At 58.3% G+C, this 17401-nt stretch carries 15 protein-coding genes and 2 tRNA genes; 16 read left to right on the forward strand and 1 reads right to left on the reverse strand.

What is annotated here, in order from left to right; all coding sequences use genetic code 11:
* Positions 1-65: 65 nt before the first annotated feature.
* From dnaK to CQ002_RS22060, 7 genes are all read left to right on the forward strand, one after another.
* Entirely contained in the window at positions 66-1982 is a 1917-nt protein-coding gene (gene dnaK, locus CQ002_RS22030; protein WP_025857104.1) for a molecular chaperone DnaK, read from the forward strand.
* 316 nt (positions 1983-2298) lie between these two features.
* Positions 2299-3423: a molecular chaperone DnaJ gene (gene dnaJ, locus CQ002_RS22035; RefSeq protein ID WP_015885930.1), complete on the forward strand. Its 1125-nt coding sequence runs from the start codon at positions 2299-2301 to the stop codon at positions 3421-3423.
* 10 nt (positions 3424-3433) lie between these two features.
* Positions 3434-4240, forward strand: a complete 807-nt coding sequence (gene dapB / locus CQ002_RS22040; protein WP_034107079.1) for a 4-hydroxy-tetrahydrodipicolinate reductase — start codon at positions 3434-3436, stop codon at positions 4238-4240.
* 259 nt (positions 4241-4499) lie between these two features.
* Entirely contained in the window at positions 4500-5636 is a 1137-nt protein-coding gene (carA, locus tag CQ002_RS22045; protein WP_025857106.1) for a glutamine-hydrolyzing carbamoyl-phosphate synthase small subunit, read from the forward strand.
* Between the two features lie 105 nt (positions 5637-5741).
* Positions 5742-8963: a carbamoyl-phosphate synthase large subunit gene (gene carB / locus CQ002_RS22050; protein WP_010206612.1), complete on the forward strand. Its 3222-nt coding sequence runs from the start codon at positions 5742-5744 to the stop codon at positions 8961-8963.
* On the forward strand, positions 8960-9436 hold the full coding sequence (gene greA / locus CQ002_RS22055; RefSeq protein WP_003235048.1) for a transcription elongation factor GreA: 477 nt from the start codon (positions 8960-8962) through the stop codon (positions 9434-9436). Before carB ends, greA begins: the two co-directional genes overlap by 4 nt.
* A gap of 28 nt (positions 9437-9464) precedes the next feature.
* The gene (locus CQ002_RS22060) at positions 9465-9869 is read left to right on the forward strand and encodes an MFS transporter (RefSeq protein WP_069078288.1); all 405 of its coding nucleotides are present in this window, start codon (positions 9465-9467) and stop codon (positions 9867-9869) included.
* A 23-nt stretch (positions 9870-9892) separates the two neighbouring features.
* Here CQ002_RS22060 and CQ002_RS22065 read toward each other — a convergent pair whose 3' ends face one another.
* Entirely contained in the window at positions 9893-10201 is a 309-nt protein-coding gene (locus CQ002_RS22065) for a YhbY family RNA-binding protein (protein ID WP_010206607.1), read from the reverse strand.
* 106 nt (positions 10202-10307) lie between these two features.
* Between CQ002_RS22065 and rlmE the strand changes: the two genes are divergently transcribed.
* The 9 genes from rlmE to rimP all read left to right on the forward strand — a co-directional run bounded on the left by rlmE (position 10308) and on the right by rimP (position 17373).
* Positions 10308-10958, forward strand: coding sequence for a 23S rRNA (uridine(2552)-2'-O)-methyltransferase RlmE (gene rlmE / locus CQ002_RS22070; RefSeq protein ID WP_010206606.1), 651 nt, complete (start codon positions 10308-10310; stop codon positions 10956-10958).
* Positions 10959-11158: 200 nt separating this feature from the next.
* Positions 11159-13069 carry an ATP-dependent zinc metalloprotease FtsH gene (ftsH, locus tag CQ002_RS22075; RefSeq protein ID WP_032803717.1) on the forward strand — a complete coding sequence of 637 codons (1911 nt, stop codon included), beginning with the start codon at positions 11159-11161 and terminating at the stop codon, positions 13067-13069.
* Positions 13070-13077: 8 nt separating this feature from the next.
* Positions 13078-13929 (forward strand): dihydropteroate synthase, encoded by an 852-nt coding sequence (gene folP, locus CQ002_RS22080; RefSeq protein WP_069078287.1) that lies wholly within the window; start codon positions 13078-13080, stop codon positions 13927-13929.
* A gap of 16 nt (positions 13930-13945) precedes the next feature.
* Positions 13946-15283 carry a phosphoglucosamine mutase gene (gene glmM, locus CQ002_RS22085; protein WP_034107070.1) on the forward strand — a complete coding sequence of 446 codons (1338 nt, stop codon included), beginning with the start codon at positions 13946-13948 and terminating at the stop codon, positions 15281-15283.
* Between the two features lie 66 nt (positions 15284-15349).
* Positions 15350-16105 (forward strand): triose-phosphate isomerase, encoded by a 756-nt coding sequence (gene tpiA / locus CQ002_RS22090; RefSeq protein WP_034107068.1) that lies wholly within the window; start codon positions 15350-15352, stop codon positions 16103-16105.
* 4 nt (positions 16106-16109) lie between these two features.
* Positions 16110-16493 carry a preprotein translocase subunit SecG gene (secG, locus tag CQ002_RS22095; RefSeq protein WP_010206600.1) on the forward strand — a complete coding sequence of 128 codons (384 nt, stop codon included), beginning with the start codon at positions 16110-16112 and terminating at the stop codon, positions 16491-16493.
* Positions 16494-16515: 22 nt separating this feature from the next.
* Positions 16516-16601: transfer RNA gene (locus CQ002_RS22100), tRNA-Leu, on the forward strand.
* 96 nt (positions 16602-16697) lie between these two features.
* Positions 16698-16774, forward strand: a tRNA-Met gene (locus tag CQ002_RS22105).
* A gap of 140 nt (positions 16775-16914) precedes the next feature.
* Positions 16915-17373, forward strand: coding sequence for a ribosome maturation factor RimP (gene rimP, locus CQ002_RS22110; RefSeq protein ID WP_003235029.1), 459 nt, complete (start codon positions 16915-16917; stop codon positions 17371-17373).
* Positions 17374-17401: the final 28 nt, after the last annotated feature.

Genomic DNA, 17401 nt, shown 5'->3' on the forward strand with positions numbered 1-17401 from the left:
TAAGTGCTACCGCAGTTAGCCACCACTGCTGCGGCATCCAAATTCAAGTTTCGGGAGAGTAAATCATGGGCAAAATTATCGGTATCGACCTGGGGACCACCAACTCCTGTGTCTCCGTCATGGAAAACGGCAAAGCCAAAGTCATCGAGAACGCCGAAGGCGCGCGTACCACGCCGTCGATCATTGCTTACGCAAATGATGGCGAGATCCTCGTTGGCCAGTCGGCCAAGCGTCAGGCTGTCACCAACCCGCACAACACTCTGTACGCGGTAAAGCGTCTGATCGGTCGTAAGTTCGACGAAGAAGTCGTACAGAAAGACATCAAGATGGTGCCTTACAAAATCGCCAAGGCTGACAACGGTGACGCCTGGGTTGAAGTCAATGGCAACAAGATGTCTGCACCGCAGATTTCGGCTGAAGTCTTGAAAAAGATGAAGAAGACTGCCGAAGATTACCTGGGTGAAACAGTGACCGAGGCGGTGATCACCGTTCCGGCCTACTTCAACGACAGCCAGCGCCAGGCGACCAAAGACGCCGGCCGCATCGCGGGCCTGGACGTAAAACGTATCATCAACGAACCAACCGCAGCTGCTCTGGCCTACGGTATGGACAAGGCCAAGGGCGACCACACTGTGATCGTTTATGACCTGGGTGGCGGTACGTTCGACGTCTCGGTCATCGAGATCGCTGAAGTTGATGGCGAGCACCAGTTTGAAGTGTTGGCCACCAACGGTGACACCTTCCTGGGTGGTGAAGACTTTGACATTCGTCTGATCGACTACCTCGTTGACGAATTCAAGAAAGAAAGCGGCATGAACCTCAAGGGTGACCCGCTGGCCATGCAGCGCCTGAAAGAAGCTGCTGAGAAGGCGAAGATCGAGCTGTCCTCGAGCATGTCGACCGACGTGAACCTGCCGTACATCACTGCAGACGCCACCGGTCCTAAGCACTTGAACGTGAAGATCTCTCGCGCCAAGTTGGAAGCACTGGTTGAAGACCTGGTCCAGCGCACCATCGAACCTTGCCGCATTGCATTGAAAGACGCCGGTATCGACGTCGGTTCCATCAATGACGTGATCCTGGTGGGCGGTCAGACCCGTATGCCACTGGTTCAGCAGAAGGTCACCGAGTTCTTCGGTAAAGAAGCACGTAAAGACGTGAACCCGGACGAAGCAGTTGCCATGGGTGCTGCCATCCAGGGCGCGGTATTGGCCGGTGACGTGAAAGACGTTCTGCTGCTGGACGTCAGCCCGCTGACCCTGGGTATCGAAACCATGGGTGGCGTGATGACTGCGCTGATCGAGAAAAACACCACGATTCCTACCAAGAAATCCCAGGTGTTCTCGACTGCCGATGACAACCAGGGCGCTGTGACCATTCACGTGCTGCAAGGTGAGCGTAAGCAGGCGGCTCAGAACAAGTCCCTGGGCAAGTTCGACCTGGCCGAGATTCCACCAGCACCACGTGGTGTGCCACAGATCGAAGTGACCTTCGACATCGACGCCAACGGCATCCTGCACGTCGGCGCGAAAGACAAGGCGACTGGCAAAGAGCAGAAGATCACCATCAAGGCCAACTCCGGTCTGTCTGATGAAGAAATTCAACAGATGATTCGTGACGCTGAAGCCAACGCCGATGCGGATGCCAAGTTTGCTGAGCTGGCTGGCGCTCGTAACCAGGGTGATGCACTGGTTCACTCGACACGCAAGATGGTCGCTGATGCTGGCGATAAAGTGACTGCTGAAGAGAAGACTGCCATCGAAGCGGCAGTAGTTGCCCTGGAAGCCGCCGTAAAAGGCGACGACAAGGCCGCTATCGAAGCCAAGATCGAAGAGCTGTCGAAAGTCTCTGCTCCAGTCGCGCAGAAAATGTATGCCGAACAAGGCCAGCCAGCTGACGGTGCGGCGCAACAGGCAGAGCCTGAAGCCAAGCACGACGACGTTGTCGATGCCGAGTTCGAAGAAGTAAAAGACCAGAAGTAAGTTGGTCGCCCGGTTGACCGCTATCAAGCGGTGACTGGTAGGATGTCGCCGCGCGGGAGCTTGCTCCCGCGTTGGCGTGTCTGGGGTATGTGAATTTTTACAGCATGCGACAGGGTTCGGATGCTGGCGGTGTGATCGGGAATGCTCCTGCTTTCCGAGCGATAAATACCGCATTTTGGCCGGCTACCTGGCTAAAAGTAGTTATGACCAGGATCGTTGAATTGACGTGAGTTGGGTCCGGGCCTGTATTGGGGCTCAACGAGTTTGGCAGGGCTCAGGAGGGTCTGGCCGAACGTCCTTAAGAGTGCAAAGACTTATGGCAAAGCGTGACTATTACGAAGTATTGGGTGTGGAGCGCGGCTCCAGCGAGGCGGACCTGAAGAAGGCGTACCGTCGCCTGGCGATGAAGCATCACCCGGACCGTAATCCGGATAGCAAAGAATCCGAAGAAATGTTCAAAGAGGCCAACGAGGCCTACGAATGCCTGTCTGATCCCAACAAGCGTGCGGCCTACGACCAGTATGGCCACGCCGGCGTCGACCCGAGCATGGGTGGCGGCGGTGCCGGTTTTGGCGGTCAGAACTTCTCCGATATTTTCGGCGACGTATTCAGCGACTTCTTCGGCGGTGGCCGGGGTGGTCAGCGTGGCGGCGCCCAGCGTGGCAGCGACTTGCGCTACACCCTGGAATTGAACCTGGAAGAAGCCGTGCGCGGCACCAGCGTCAATATCCGCGTGCCAACGCTGGTCAACTGCAAGCCGTGCGACGGCTCGGGTGCCAAGAAAGGCTCTTCGCCGATCACCTGCCCGACGTGCGGCGGTATTGGTCAGGTCCGCATGCAGCAGGGCTTCTTCTCGGTGCAGCAGACCTGCCCGCGTTGCCATGGCCAGGGCAAGATCATTTCCGACCCGTGCGATTCCTGCCACGGCGAAGGCCGCGTGGAAGAGTACAAGACACTGTCGGTGAAAGTGCCAGCTGGCGTCGATACCGGAGACCGTATTCGCCTCTCGGGCGAAGGCGAGGCGGGTACCCAGGGTGGTCCAACGGGCGACCTGTACGTGGTGATCAATGTGCGCGAGCACTCGATCTTCCAGCGCGACGGCAAGCATCTGTTCTGTGAAGTGCCGATCAGCTTTGTGGATGCGGCGCTGGGTGGCGAGTTGGAGATCCCGACCCTTGATGGTCGCGTCAAGCTCAAGATCCCGGAAGGCACGCAGACCGGCAAGCAGTTCCGTATCCGAGGCAAAGGCGTTGCGCCGGTGCGCGGTGGTGGTGCGGGCGACCTGATGTGTCGCGTGGCGGTGGAAACCCCCGTCAACCTGGGCCGTCGTCAGCGTGAACTGCTTGAGGAATTCCGCAGTTCGCTGGAAGGTGATGACTCCCACTCGCCGAAAACCACGGGCTTTTTCGATGGCGTGAAGCGCTTCTTCGGCGACCTGTAAGGAATTGAGTATGCGACGTATAGCCGTAATGGGCGCTGCCGGGCGCATGGGCAAGACGCTGGTCGAGGCGGTGCAGCAGCGCTCGCCGGCCTCGGGGCTGACCGCGGCGATCGTTCGCCCTGGCAGTACGTTGATCGGTGCGGACGCTGGTGAGTTGGCCTCGTTGGGGCGTATCGGCGTTTCGTTGTCTGGCAACCTGGAGCAGGTGGCTGACGAGTTCGACGTGCTGATCGATTTCACCCTGCCGGATGTGATGCTGAAAAACCTGGCTTTCTGCCGCAAGGCGGGCAAGGCGATGGTGATCGGCACCACCGGGTTGACGGCTGAGCAGAAGCAGTTACTGGTGGAGGCGGGCAAGGATATTCCTATCGTCTTCGCGGCCAACTTCAGCGTAGGCGTGAACCTGTCGCTCAAGCTGCTTGATCTGGCGGCGCGGGTGCTGGGGGATGAGGCGGATATCGAAATCATCGAGACCCATCACCGCCACAAGATCGACGCGCCGTCGGGCACCGCGCTGCGCATGGGCGAAGCAATTGCCGATGCGCTGGGTCGAGACTTGTCGAAAGTGGCGGTGTACGGCCGCGAAGGCCACACCGGTGCGCGCGCGCGCGACACCATTGGTTTTGCAACCGTGCGCGGTGGCGATGTGGTGGGTGATCACACCGTGTTGTTCGCCACCGAGGGTGAGCGCCTGGAAATCACGCATAAAGCGTCCAGTCGCATGACGTTTGCCAAGGGGGCGGTACGTGCTGCGCTTTGGCTGGACGGTCGTGCGCCGGGTCTCTACGACATGCGCGATGTGCTGGACCTGCACTAATCAGTAGCTAAAACGAGGGCTCAAGCTTATGCTTGGGCTCCGTTTTTACCCGCTAAGCGACGTCCTGTCGCATTCCCCTGCCTTTTAGGCTCATTAGCGGTGGACCAAAAAAGCCTTTTTCTGTAAGCTACAGCTTTAGTGTGTCCACTAAAAGCGCGCAGAATAATTCAGTGAAGAAGCGGGGTGACGTGTCCATACGTCACTCCGCTTTTTTACAACCTGCGATCGCCCTTTCAGGCTTTATTTACGGGAGGTCTTCTTGACTAAGCCAGCCATACTCGCCCTTGCTGATGGCAGCATTTTTCGCGGCGAAGCCATTGGAGCCGACGGTCAAACCGTTGGAGAGGTGGTGTTTAACACTGCCATGACCGGCTATCAGGAAATCCTTACCGATCCTTCCTACGCCCAACAGATCGTCACCCTGACCTATCCGCACATCGGCAACACCGGCACTACACCGGAAGATGTGGAGTCTGATCGTGTCTGGTCGGCCGGCCTGGTGATTCGTGACCTGCCACTGGTTGCGAGCAACTGGCGTAATACGATGTCGCTGTCCGATTACCTGAAAGCCAACAACGTGGTGGCAATCGCGGGTATCGATACGCGCCGCCTGACACGCATCCTGCGTGAAAAAGGCTCGCAGAACGGCTGCATCATGGTCGGTGACAATATTTCCGAAGAGGCGGCGATTGCCGCAGCGCAAGGCTTCCCAGGCCTGAAAGGCATGGACCTGGCGAAAGTCGTCAGCGTCAAAGAGAAGTACGAGTGGCGCTCCACCGTCTGGGACTTGAAGACTGACAGCCATGCGACCATCGATGCTGCCGAGTTGCCTTACCACGTGGTCGCCTACGACTACGGCGTGAAGTACAACATCCTGCGCATGCTGGTCGAGCGCGGTTGCCGCGTGACCGTCGTGCCGGCGCAAACCCCGGCCAGCGACGTGCTCGCCCTGCAACCGGACGGTGTGTTCCTGTCCAACGGCCCGGGTGACCCTGAGCCTTGCGACTACGCCATCCAGGCGATCAAGGACGTGCTGGAAACCGAGATCCCGGTATTCGGTATCTGCCTCGGTCACCAACTGCTGGCCCTGGCCTCGGGCGCCAAGACCCTGAAAATGGGCCACGGCCACCACGGTGCCAACCACCCGGTACAAGACCTGGACACCGGCGTCGTGATGATCACCAGCCAGAACCACGGTTTTGCGGTAGATGAAGCCACCTTGCCGAGCAACGTGCGCGCCATCCACAAGTCGCTGTTCGACGGTTCCCTGCAGGGTATCGAGCGCACCGACAAGAGCGCGTTCAGCTTCCAGGGCCACCCTGAAGCCAGCCCGGGCCCGAACGACGTAGCGCCGCTGTTCGACCGTTTCATCAATGAGATGGCCAAGCGACGCTGACTGAGCGGCTTGCGGGCGGCCCCGAATTTCGGCGGCCCTCGCGGGCTTTTCAAAGATTGTTCAAGACGGCTTGCCGACTGACCTGCGGATTTGAGTGACAAACCCATGCCAAAACGTACAGACATAAAAAGCATCCTGATTCTCGGCGCTGGCCCGATCGTGATCGGCCAGGCCTGCGAATTCGACTACTCCGGCGCCCAAGCCTGTAAAGCCCTGCGCGAAGAGGGCTATCGCGTCATCCTGGTGAACTCCAACCCGGCCACCATCATGACCGACCCGGCCATGGCCGACGCCACCTACATCGAGCCGATCAAGTGGCAGACCGTTGCCAAGATCATCGAAAAAGAGCGTCCGGACGCGCTGCTGCCAACCATGGGCGGCCAAACCGCGTTGAACTGCGCCCTGGACCTGGAGCGCGAAGGCGTCCTGGAAAAGTTTGGCGTAGAGATGATCGGCGCCAATGCCGACACCATCGACAAGGCGGAAGACCGTTCGCGTTTCGACAAGGCCATGAAGTCCATCGGCCTGGCGTGCCCACGTTCCGGTATCGCCCACAGCATGGAAGAAGCCAATGCGGTCCTCGAGACCCTGGGCTTCCCGTGCATCATCCGTCCGTCCTTCACCATGGGCGGCACCGGTGGCGGTATCGCTTACAACCGTGAAGAGTTCGAAGAAATCTGCGCCCGTGGCCTGGACCTGTCGCCGACCAAAGAGCTGCTGATCGACGAATCCCTGATCGGCTGGAAAGAATATGAGATGGAGGTTGTCCGCGATAAGAAGGACAACTGCATCATCGTCTGCTCGATCGAAAACTTCGACCCGATGGGCGTGCACACCGGTGACTCGATCACCGTTGCGCCGGCACAGACCCTGACCGACAAGGAATACCAGATCCTGCGTAACGCCTCCCTGGCGGTGCTGCGCGAGATCGGCGTGGAAACCGGCGGTTCCAACGTCCAGTTCGGCATCTGCCCGAACACCGGCCGTATGGTCGTGATCGAGATGAACCCGCGCGTATCGCGTTCGTCGGCCCTGGCTTCGAAAGCCACCGGCTTCCCGATCGCCAAGGTCGCGGCCAAACTGGCCGTGGGCTATACCTTGGACGAGCTGTCGAACGACATTACCGGCGGCAAGACCCCGGCGTCCTTCGAACCGTCCATCGACTACGTTGTGACCAAGCTGCCACGGTTTGCCTTCGAGAAGTTCGCCAAGGCTGACGCGCGCCTGACCACCCAGATGAAATCTGTGGGTGAAGTCATGGCCATCGGTCGTACGTTCCAGGAATCCCTGCAGAAAGCCCTGCGCGGCCTGGAAGTGGGCGTTTGCGGCCTGGACGAAAAACTCGACCTGAGCAACCCGGAAAGCATGAGCGTGCTCAAGCGCGAGCTGACTGTGCCGGGCGCCGAGCGTATCTGGTACGTGGCTGACGCCTTCCGCGCCGGCATGACCGTCGAAGACATCTTCGGCATGAACATGATCGACCCGTGGTTCCTGGTACAGATCGAAGATCTGATCAAGGAAGAAGAGAAGGTCAAGACCCTGGGCCTGGCCAGCATCGACCGCGACATGATGTTCCGCCTCAAGCGCAAAGGCTTCTCCGACCAGCGTCTGGCCAAGCTGCTGGGCGTGACCGAGAAGAACCTGCGTACTCATCGCCACAAGCTGGAGATCTTCCCGGTCTACAAGCGCGTTGACACCTGCGCGGCCGAGTTCTCCACCGATACCGCGTACCTGTACTCCACCTACGAGGAAGAGTGCGAAGCCGCGCCGTCGGGTCGCGACAAGATCATGATCCTGGGCGGCGGTCCGAACCGTATCGGCCAGGGTATCGAGTTCGACTACTGCTGCGTCCATGCTGCTCTCGCGCTGCGCGAAGACGGCTACGAGACCATCATGGTCAACTGCAACCCGGAAACTGTTTCTACTGACTACGACACCTCCGATCGCCTGTACTTCGAGCCAGTGACCCTGGAAGACGTGCTGGAAATCGTGCGCGTCGAGAAGCCGAAGGGCGTGATCGTCCAGTACGGCGGCCAAACCCCGCTGAAACTGGCACGTGCCCTCGAAGCGGCCGGCGTGCCGATCATCGGTACCAGCCCGGACGCTATCGACCGTGCAGAAGACCGCGAGCGCTTCCAGCAAATGGTTGAGCGCCTGAACCTGCGTCAGCCGCCAAACGCCACCGTGCGCAGCGAAGATGAAGCCATCCGTGCAGCCAGCAAGATCGGCTACCCGCTGGTGGTGCGTCCGTCCTACGTACTGGGCGGCCGCGCGATGGAAATCGTCTACGAAGAAGAAGAACTCAAGCGTTACCTGCGTGATGCGGTGAAAGTGTCCAACGACAGCCCGGTGCTACTGGACCACTTCCTCAACTGCGCCATTGAAATGGACGTGGACGCGGTGTGCGACGGTACCGACGTGGTGATCGGCGCGATCATGCAGCACATCGAACAGGCGGGCGTTCACTCCGGTGACTCCGCGTGCTCGCTGCCGCCGTACTCGCTGCCGGCACACATCCAGGACGAGATGCGCGAACAGGTCAAGAAAATGGCCCTGGAGCTGGGCGTGGTCGGCCTGATGAACGTACAGTTGGCGCTGCAAGGCGAGGACATCTACGTCATCGAGGTCAACCCGCGCGCTTCGCGTACCGTGCCATTTGTTTCCAAGTGCATCGGTGTGTCCCTGGCGATGATCGCTGCTCGCGTGATGGCCGGTAAGACCCTGAAGGAAATCGGCTTCACCAAGGAAATCATTCCTAACTTCTACAGCGTGAAAGAGGCGGTGTTCCCATTCGCCAAGTTCCCTGGTGTGGACCCGATCCTGGGCCCAGAGATGAAGTCCACCGGTGAAGTGATGGGTGTTGGCGATACCTTCGGTGAAGCCTTCGCCAAGGCCCAGATGGGTGCCAGCGAAGTGCTGCCGACCGGTGGTACTGCGTTCATCAGTGTGCGTGATGATGACAAGCCACTGGTTGCAGGCGTGGCCCGTGATCTGATCAACTTGGGCTTTGAAGTCGTGGCCACTGCCGGGACCGCCAAGCTGATCGAAGCTGCCGGCCTGAAAGTGCGTCGCGTGAACAAGGTGACGGAAGGCCGTCCGCACGTGGTCGACATGATCAAGAATGACGAAGTCACCTTGATCATCAACACGACCGAAGGTCGCCAGTCGATCGCGGACTCCTACTCCATTCGTCGTAACGCCTTGCAGCACAAGATCTACTGCACCACCACCATTGCTGCTGGCGAAGCTATCTGCGAAGCGCTCAAGTTCGGTCCGGAAAAGACCGTACGTCGCTTGCAGGATCTACACGCAGGATTGAAGGCATGACCAAATACCCAATGACCGTCCAGGGCTTCAAGGCCCTGGAAGAGGAGCACGCCCATCTGACCAAGGTCGTACGTCCAAAGCTGAGCCAGGACATCGGTACGGCCCGCGAACTGGGTGACCTGAAGGAAAACGCCGAATACCACGCTGCTCGCGAGCAGCAAGGGATGGTCGAGGCGCGGATCCGTGATATCGAAGGCCGCCTGCAGAACTCGGTGGTTATCGACGTGACGACCATTCCGAAGACCGGCAAGGTGATTTTCGGCACTACCGTGGAAATCGCCAACGTCGAGACTGATGAAAGCGTGGTCTACCACATCGTTGGCGAAGATGAGGCTGACTTCAAACTCGGCAAGATCTCTGTCGGTTCGCCGCTTGCCCGCGCCTTGATTGCCAAGGAAGAAGGTGATGTGGTGGCTGTGAAGACGCCAGGCGGCGTGATCGAGTACGAGATCGTTGAAGTTCGCCACGTCTGAAAGGCGGCGCCCGCTCCGTGCAGGCGCCATGCTTTGGCAGCTCTCCCAGATGCTTTGGGTGGGTGGCCTGTGGTTGCTGCATATTGGTGTACTGCCGGCGCTGGGCCTGATTGGCTTGGCGCCGTTACTGATCGACGAGATCGATGGATTACTCAGTGCGTTGCTGGTGAGTTTTGCGGCGGCGTGCGTGACGCTCCAGGCGTTGGTGCTGGTCAAGGCCGAGGGTCTGGGGAGTTTGTGGCGGGATATTCGCGGGCAACTGCTGTTGATGGCGCTGTATGCATGCGCAATGTTTTGCGTGGTGCATGTCTGGTTGCCGGAAGCGTTGCGCTGGCAGCTATTCAGCTATCTTGTGCTAGGGTTCTCCGGCCTGGTGCTGGTTATACAGCCGGCGCCTGGGTGGAGTGGCGGGGCGCGCGAAGCACGCCCTTGACCCTTGTTGTCGTTTGACAACGATTACTTGAAGCGGTGTACGTTCGACAGTTGCTTGTTGACGCTGAAGTTCTTGCGATACAGCAGCGCCATCTTGCCGATGACCTGGACCAGGTCCGCTTTGCCCACCTTGCACAGCTCTGCAATGGCGGCCAGGCGCGCTTCGCGATCAAGGATGTTGACCTTGATCTTGATCAGTTCATGATCGTTCAGTGCACGTTCGAATTCGGCTAACACACCTTCAGTCAAACCGTTATCTGCCACAATCAGAACTGGTTTCAGATGGTGGCCAATGGATTTGTACTGTTTCTTCTGCTCTTGAGTGAGCGGCATAATCTGACCCCTGCGTCTGATCTTGTAAAAAGCGGCGGCCAGTTTACCCGAGCGAGTCCGGGACCGCCCAGTTAATCACGACCCGTTTTATTTTTCGAGGTGGCCCGTGGCCCGTTCCAAAACCAGCCTTAAGTGGCTACAAGAACATTTCAACGATCCTTACGTCAAAAAGGCGCAAAAGGACGGCTACCGTTCCCGGGCCAGCTACAAGCTGCTGGAGCTCCAGGACAAGGACAAATTGTTTCGCCCAGGCATGAGCGTGATCGACCTGGGCGCCGCCCCGGGTGGCTGGTCCCAGGTGGCCAGTCGTCTGATTGGTGGGCAAGGCCGCTTGATCGCTTCTGACATCCTGGAGATGGACAGCATCCCGGACGTGACCTTTGTGCACGGTGACTTTACCCAGGACGCTGTGCTGGCCGAGATCCTGGAAGCTGTAGGAAATTCGCAGGTGGACCTTGTGATTTCCGACATGGCCCCCAATATGAGTGGATTACCGGCTGTTGATATGCCGCGCGCCATGTTCCTGTGCGAGTTGGCACTGGATCTGGCGGGTCGGGTATTGCGTCCGGGGGGTGATTTCCTGGTCAAGGTCTTCCAGGGTGAAGGCTTCGACGAGTACCACAAGAACATCCGCAAGCTGTTCGACAAGGTTCAGATGCGTAAACCGGACTCTTCTCGTGACCGGTCTCGCGAGCAATACCTGTTGGCGCGGGGCTTCCGCGGCATCGAAGGCGCCGCCAGTGATGAGCGTCTTTAAAGGTTTGAAGGGAGTCGATAGGTTTTTTTATATCGCTTTCGTCACGAAGCTTTACGAATATTGTGTAGTCAAAGTTTCACAAAGGGTTACAGACGGCGCCTGCCAGTGTTGTAGGTAATGTAGTAAGTTAGGCCGGTGAATATCATGCGAAGCACGCGCCAGTAGCGGAGCTTGCTTCAGAGGGTAGTTAATTGAACGATATGGCAAAGAATCTGATCCTGTGGTTGATCATCGCGGCTGTCCTGGTGACGGTGATGAACAACTTCTCCAGCCCTAACGAGCCGCAGACCCTCAACTATTCCGACTTCATCCAGCAAGTTAAGGATGGCAAGGTCGAGCGCGTGGCGGTTGATGGCTACGTGATCACCGGCAAACGCAACGATGGCGACAGCTTCAAGACCATTCGTCCGGCAATTCAGGACAACGGTCTGATCGGCGACCTGGTGGATAACCACGTCGTTGTCGAAGGCAAGCAGCCTGAGCAGCAGAGCATCTGGACCCAGTTGCTGGTTGCCAGCTTCCCGATCCTGGTGATCATCGCCGTGTTCATGTTCTTCATGCGCCAGATGCAAGGCGGTGCGGGAGGCAAGGGCGGGCCGATGAGCTTCGGCAAGAGCAAGGCACGCCTGCTCTCCGAGGACCAGGTGAAAACCACCCTGGCTGACGTTGCCGGTTGCGACGAAGCCAAGGAAGAAGTGGGCGAGCTGGTCGAGTTCCTGCGCGACCCGGGCAAGTTCCAGCGCCTGGGTGGCCGCATTCCACGCGGCGTACTGATGGTCGGTCCTCCGGGTACCGGTAAGACCTTGCTGGCCAAGGCGATTGCCGGCGAAGCCAAGGTGCCTTTCTTCACCATTTCCGGTTCTGACTTCGTCGAGATGTTCGTCGGCGTCGGTGCCAGCCGTGTTCGCGATATGTTCGAACAGGCTAAAAAGCATGCGCCTTGCATCATCTTCATCGATGAAATCGACGCCGTTGGTCGCCATCGTGGTGCCGGCATGGGCGGTGGTCATGATGAGCGTGAGCAGACTCTCAACCAATTGCTGGTTGAGATGGACGGCTTTGAAATGAACGACGGGATCATCGTGATCGCTGCAACCAACCGTCCTGACGTCTTGGACCCTGCCTTGCTGCGTCCAGGCCGTTTCGACCGTCAGGTCGTGGTTGGCTTGCCGGATATCCGTGGTCGCGAGCAGATCCTCAAAGTACACATGCGCAAAGTCCCAATGGGTGACGACGTGGCTCCGGCCGTAATTGCGCGCGGCACCCCAGGCTTCTCCGGTGCCGACCTGGCCAACCTGGTCAACGAAGCTTCGTTGTTCGCTGCCCGTACCGGCAAGCGCATCGTGGAGATGAAAGAGTTCGAATTGGCCAAAGACAAGATCATGATGGGCGCCGAGCGCAAATCCATGGTCATGTCTGAAAAAGAGAAGCAGAACACTGCCTATCACGAAGCGGGTCACGCCATTGTCGGTCGCGTTGTGCCTGAGCACGACCCGGTCTACAAAGTGTCGATCATTCCTCGTGGTCGGGCACTGGGTGTCACGATGTTCCTGCCGGAAGAGGATCGCTACAGCCTCTCCAAGCGCGCACTTATCAGCCAGATCTGCTCGCTCTACGGTGGACGTATTGCTGAAGAGATGACCCTGGGCTTCGACGGCGTGACGACCGGTGCTTCCAACGACATCATGCGTGCCAGCCAGATCGCACGGAACATGGTGACCAAGTGGGGCTTGTCGGAAAAACTCGGTCCGTTGATGTATGCCGAGGAAGAAGGCGAGGTGTTCCTGGGTCGTGGCGGTGGCGGTCAGAGCGCCAGCTTCTCCGGTGAGACAGCCAAGCTGATCGACTCCGAAGTGCGCAGCATCATTGACCAGTGCTACGGCACGGCCAAGCAGATCCTGACCGACAACCGCGACAAGCTGGATGCCATGGCGGATGCGCTGATGAAGTACGAGACCATTGATGCCGACCAGATTGACGACATCATGGCTGGTCGCACGCCGCGTGAACCTCGCGACTGGGAAGGTGGTTCGGGCACCTCTGGCACGCCGCCAGTGGTTCAGAACGAGCGCCCTGAAACCCCGATCGGCGGTCCTGCAGCTGACCACTAAGGTTTGAAATGACTTCTGCGTTGTCCTCTACCCGGTTGCCTTGCGGCAACCGGGTTCTTGATTTGGCCCATACACATGTCATGGGCATTCTTAATGTAACCCCCGATTCCTTTTCTGACGGCGGCCGCTTCAGCCAGCTGGATGCTGCATTGCGCCACGCTGAGGCAATGGTGGCTGCGGGGGCGACCCTGATCGACGTGGGGGGTGAGTCGACTCGGCCTGGCGCTCGCCTGGTTTCTCCCTTGGAGGAGCTGGAGAGGGTTGCACCGATAGTCGAGCGCATTGCGCGTGAGCTGGATGTGATCATCTCGGTCGACACCTCGACGCCTGCCGTGATGCGCGAAACGGCGCGTCTGGGCGCGGGGTTGATCAACGATGTGCGCTCCCTTCAGCGCGACGGTGCCCTGGATGCCGCTGCTGCTACCGGGTTGCCGGTGTGCCTGATGCACATGCTGGGGGAGCCCGGGAACATGCAAGACAGCCCTCACTACGACGATCTCGTTGGCGAAGTGAGTGGTTTTCTCGCCGATCGGATGGCTCAATGCGCTGCGGCGGGGATTGCCGAGCAAAAAATCATCCTCGATCCCGGCTTCGGCTTCGCCAAGACCCTGCAACACAATCTAAGCCTGTTCAAGCATATGGAATCCCTGCATGACCTTGGTCGACCTCTTCTGGTCGGTGTTTCACGCAAGAGCATGATAGGGCTTGCGCTGAATCGTCCGGTGGGTGAGCGGCTGTACGGTGGTCTTGCACTGGCAGCGCTTGCAATAAGCAAAGGCGCGCGTATTTTGCGTGTGCATGATGTCGCCGAGACGGTGGATGTGGTGCGCATGATTGCCGCGGTAGAATCAGCCGAATAAGAATGATGGAGCACTTATGACTAAAAAATACTTTGGCACCGACGGTATCCGTGGTCGGGTCGGCGAATTCCCGATTACTCCTGATTTCATGCTCAAGCTGGGTTGGGCGGCGGGTATGGCGTTCCGCAGCATGGGCGCCTGCCGCATCCTGGTGGGCAAGGACACCCGTATCTCCGGCTACATGTTTGAGTCGGCACTGGAAGCGGGGCTATCTGCCGCGGGCGCCGATGTCATGCTGCTGGGGCCTATGCCGACGCCGGCAATCGCTTACCTGACGCGTACCTTCCACGCCGAAGCCGGTATTGTGATCAGTGCCTCGCACAATCCTCATGATGACAACGGCATCAAATTCTTCTCGGGCCAGGGCACCAAGCTGCCGGACGAGATCGAGTTGATGATCGAAGAGCTGCTGGATGCGCCGATGACCGTGGTCGAATCCAGCAAGCTGGGCAAGGTATCGCGTATCAACGACGCCTCTGGCCGATACATTGAATTCTGCAAGAGCAGCGTGCCGAGCAGCACCAATTTTGCCGGCCTGAAGATTGTGGTCGATTGCGCCCATGGTGCGACCTACAAAGTGGCGCCAAGCGTATTCAAGGAATTGGGTGCGGACGTGACGGTGCTGTCGGCCCAACCTAACGGCCTGAACATCAATGACAACTGCGGCTCCACGCATATGGAGCAATTGCAGGCAGCCGTCCTCGCTGAGCATGCCGACCTGGGTATTGCCTTTGATGGTGACGGCGACCGTGTGCTGATGGTGGATCACACGGGTGCCATCGTTGATGGTGACGACCTCCTGTTCATCATTGCCCGCGACCTGCATGAGCGCAACAAGCTGCAAGGGGGTGTCGTCGGTACGCTGATGAGCAACCTGGGGCTTGAGTTGGCCTTGGCAGACCTGGGTATCCCGTTCGTGCGCGCGAACGTCGGTGACCGATATGTGATTGCCGAGCTGCTCGAGCGTAACTGGCAGGTAGGTGGCGAGAACTCCGGGCATGTTGTCTGCTTCCAGCACACCACTACGGGCGATGCGATCATCGCTGCGCTGCAGGTGCTGCTGTCGTTGCGTCGTCGCGAAGAGAGTCTGGCCCAGGCGCGCCAGGCGCTGCGCAAGTGTCCGCAAGTGCTGCTCAATGTGCGTTTTGCCGGCGGTGAAAACCCGATCGAGCACCCGGCTGTCAAGGAAGCGTGCGAGCGCGTCACCGTGGCAATGGCGGGGCGTGGTCGAGTGCTGTTGCGCAAGTCTGGCACAGAGCCTCTGGTGCGCGTCATGGTCGAAGGTGATGACGAAACACAGGTTCGCGCCCATGCCGAGGACCTGGCAAAACTGGTAACTGAAGTTTGCGCCTGAATTCGGCTTGCCAGTGATGATGTGGTTGGGTAACATCTGCGCCCACTTTGACCGACGAGGTACAGCATGCGTCGCACTATGGTAGCTGGTAACTGGAAGATGCACGGTACCCGCGCCAGTGTCGCTGAGCTGATCAATGGCCTTCGTCACTTGGCCTTGCCTAGCGGTGTTGATGTAGCGGTTTTTCCGCCTTGCCTGCATATCAACCAAGTGGTTGATGGCTTGAAAGGCAAGTCGATCCAGGTCGGCGCGCAGAACTCTGCGGTGGAACCGATGCAAGGTGCGTTGACCGGTGAGATTTCGCCGAGTCAGCTGGTCGATGCGGGTTGTTCCTATGTGCTTGTCGGGCACTCCGAGCGCCGTCAGATGATGGGCGAGCGTGATGGAACACTCAATCGCAAGTTCGCAGCGGCACAGGCTTGTGGCTTGATTCCAGTGTTGTGCATAGGGGAGACCCTGGAGCAGCGCGAATCGGGCAAGACTCTTGAGGTTGTCTCGCGTCAGTTGGGCAGCATCATCGAGGAGCTGGGTGTTGGTGCGTTTGCCAACGCGGTCATTGCTTACGAGCCGGTCTGGGCCATTGGCACCGGGCTGACTGCTACACCGCAACAGGCGCAGGATGTGCATGCAGCCATTCGCGCGCAGTTGGCGGCAGAGAATTCTGAAGTCGCACAAGGTGTGCGTCTTCTATACGGCGGCAGCGTGAAGGCGGCCAATGCGGTCGAACTGTTCGGCATGCCGGATATCGATGGGGGGCTCATTGGTGGAGCTTCCCTGAATGCAGATGAGTTCGGTGCGATCTGTCGCGCCGCGGGAAACTGAAAAAATGCTGGAAACAGTCGTAGTCGTTTTTCATCTGTTGGCTGCCCTGGGCGTAGTTGCCCTGGTTTTGTTGCAACAGGGTAAAGGTGCGGATGCTGGTGCGTCTTTCGGTGCAGGTGCTTCAAATACTGTGTTCGGAAGCCAAGGTTCCTCTACCTTTCTTAGTAAGTTTACTGCTATACTTGCCGCCGGTTTCTTCATAACCAGCTTAGGGTTAGGTTACTTTGCTAAAGAGAAAGCTCATGTGCTGACTCAAGTAGGTCTCCCAAACCCAGCAGTGTTGGAAGTACCAAAAGCAAAACCGGCTTCTGATGATGTCCCGGTGCTTCAAGAGCAAAAGTCGGCTACTCCAGCGACTGACGTACCTCCAGCTCAAGAGCAGAAGTAAGAAGGGTTGTAAACGCTGTATTGCCGAGGTGGTGGAATTGGTAGACACGCAACCTTGAGGTGGTTGTGCCCATAGGGTGTAGGGGTTCGAGTCCCCTTCTCGGTACCAATTATCAGGAGAGCCCGCTGTTGCGGGCTTTCTTGTAGGTGGAAGGTTACATTGACCCTGTAAGGGATCGGTCGTATACTTCCGCCCCAGCTTTGTCGCGGGGTGGAGCAGTCTGGTAGCTCGTCGGGCTCATAACCCGAAGGTCGTCGGTTCAAATCCGGCCCCCGCAACCAGTTTTAGCGGAGCCCCTTTTAAGGGGCTTTTTGTTAGCTGGACACTTTCAACGCCGCTGTTCGACGGCGTTTCAAGGATGGGCGTTTCGCCCATTTTTTTATTTTGCACAGCATGCACATACATGCACGAGGGGGTTCAGGTGTCGAGCAAGCTAGAAGAGTTGCAGGCCTTGTTGGCCCCGGTGGTCGTGGCCCTAGGCTATGAATGCTGGGGTATTGAGTTTTCGGCTCAAGGTCGCCACTCAATGTTGCGCGTTTATATCGATAAAGAGGGCGGCGTGCTGGTGGACGATTGTGCCATTGTCAGCCGTCAAATCAGCGGTGTGCTGGATGTTGAAGATCCAATCTCCGTTGAATACACCCTCGAAGTTTCCTCGCCAGGCATGGAACGCCCACTGTTCACTATTGATCAGTTTGCAAAATTTGCCGGTGAACAAGTGAAGATCAAGCTGCGGTCTCCTTTTGAAGGGCGACGCAACTTTCAGGGCCTTCTGCGCGGTGTAGAAGAACAGGATGTCGTGGTGCAGGTAGAAGACCATGAATTCCTGTTGCCGATCGATATGATCGACAAGGCCAACATTATTCCCAGTTTTGACTGAGACGCGGATCCCGCGGATCCAATGGCTT

The organism is Pseudomonas sp. MYb13, assembly GCF_002980075.1.
GTDB lineage: Bacteria > Pseudomonadota > Gammaproteobacteria > Pseudomonadales > Pseudomonadaceae > Aquipseudomonas > Aquipseudomonas lurida.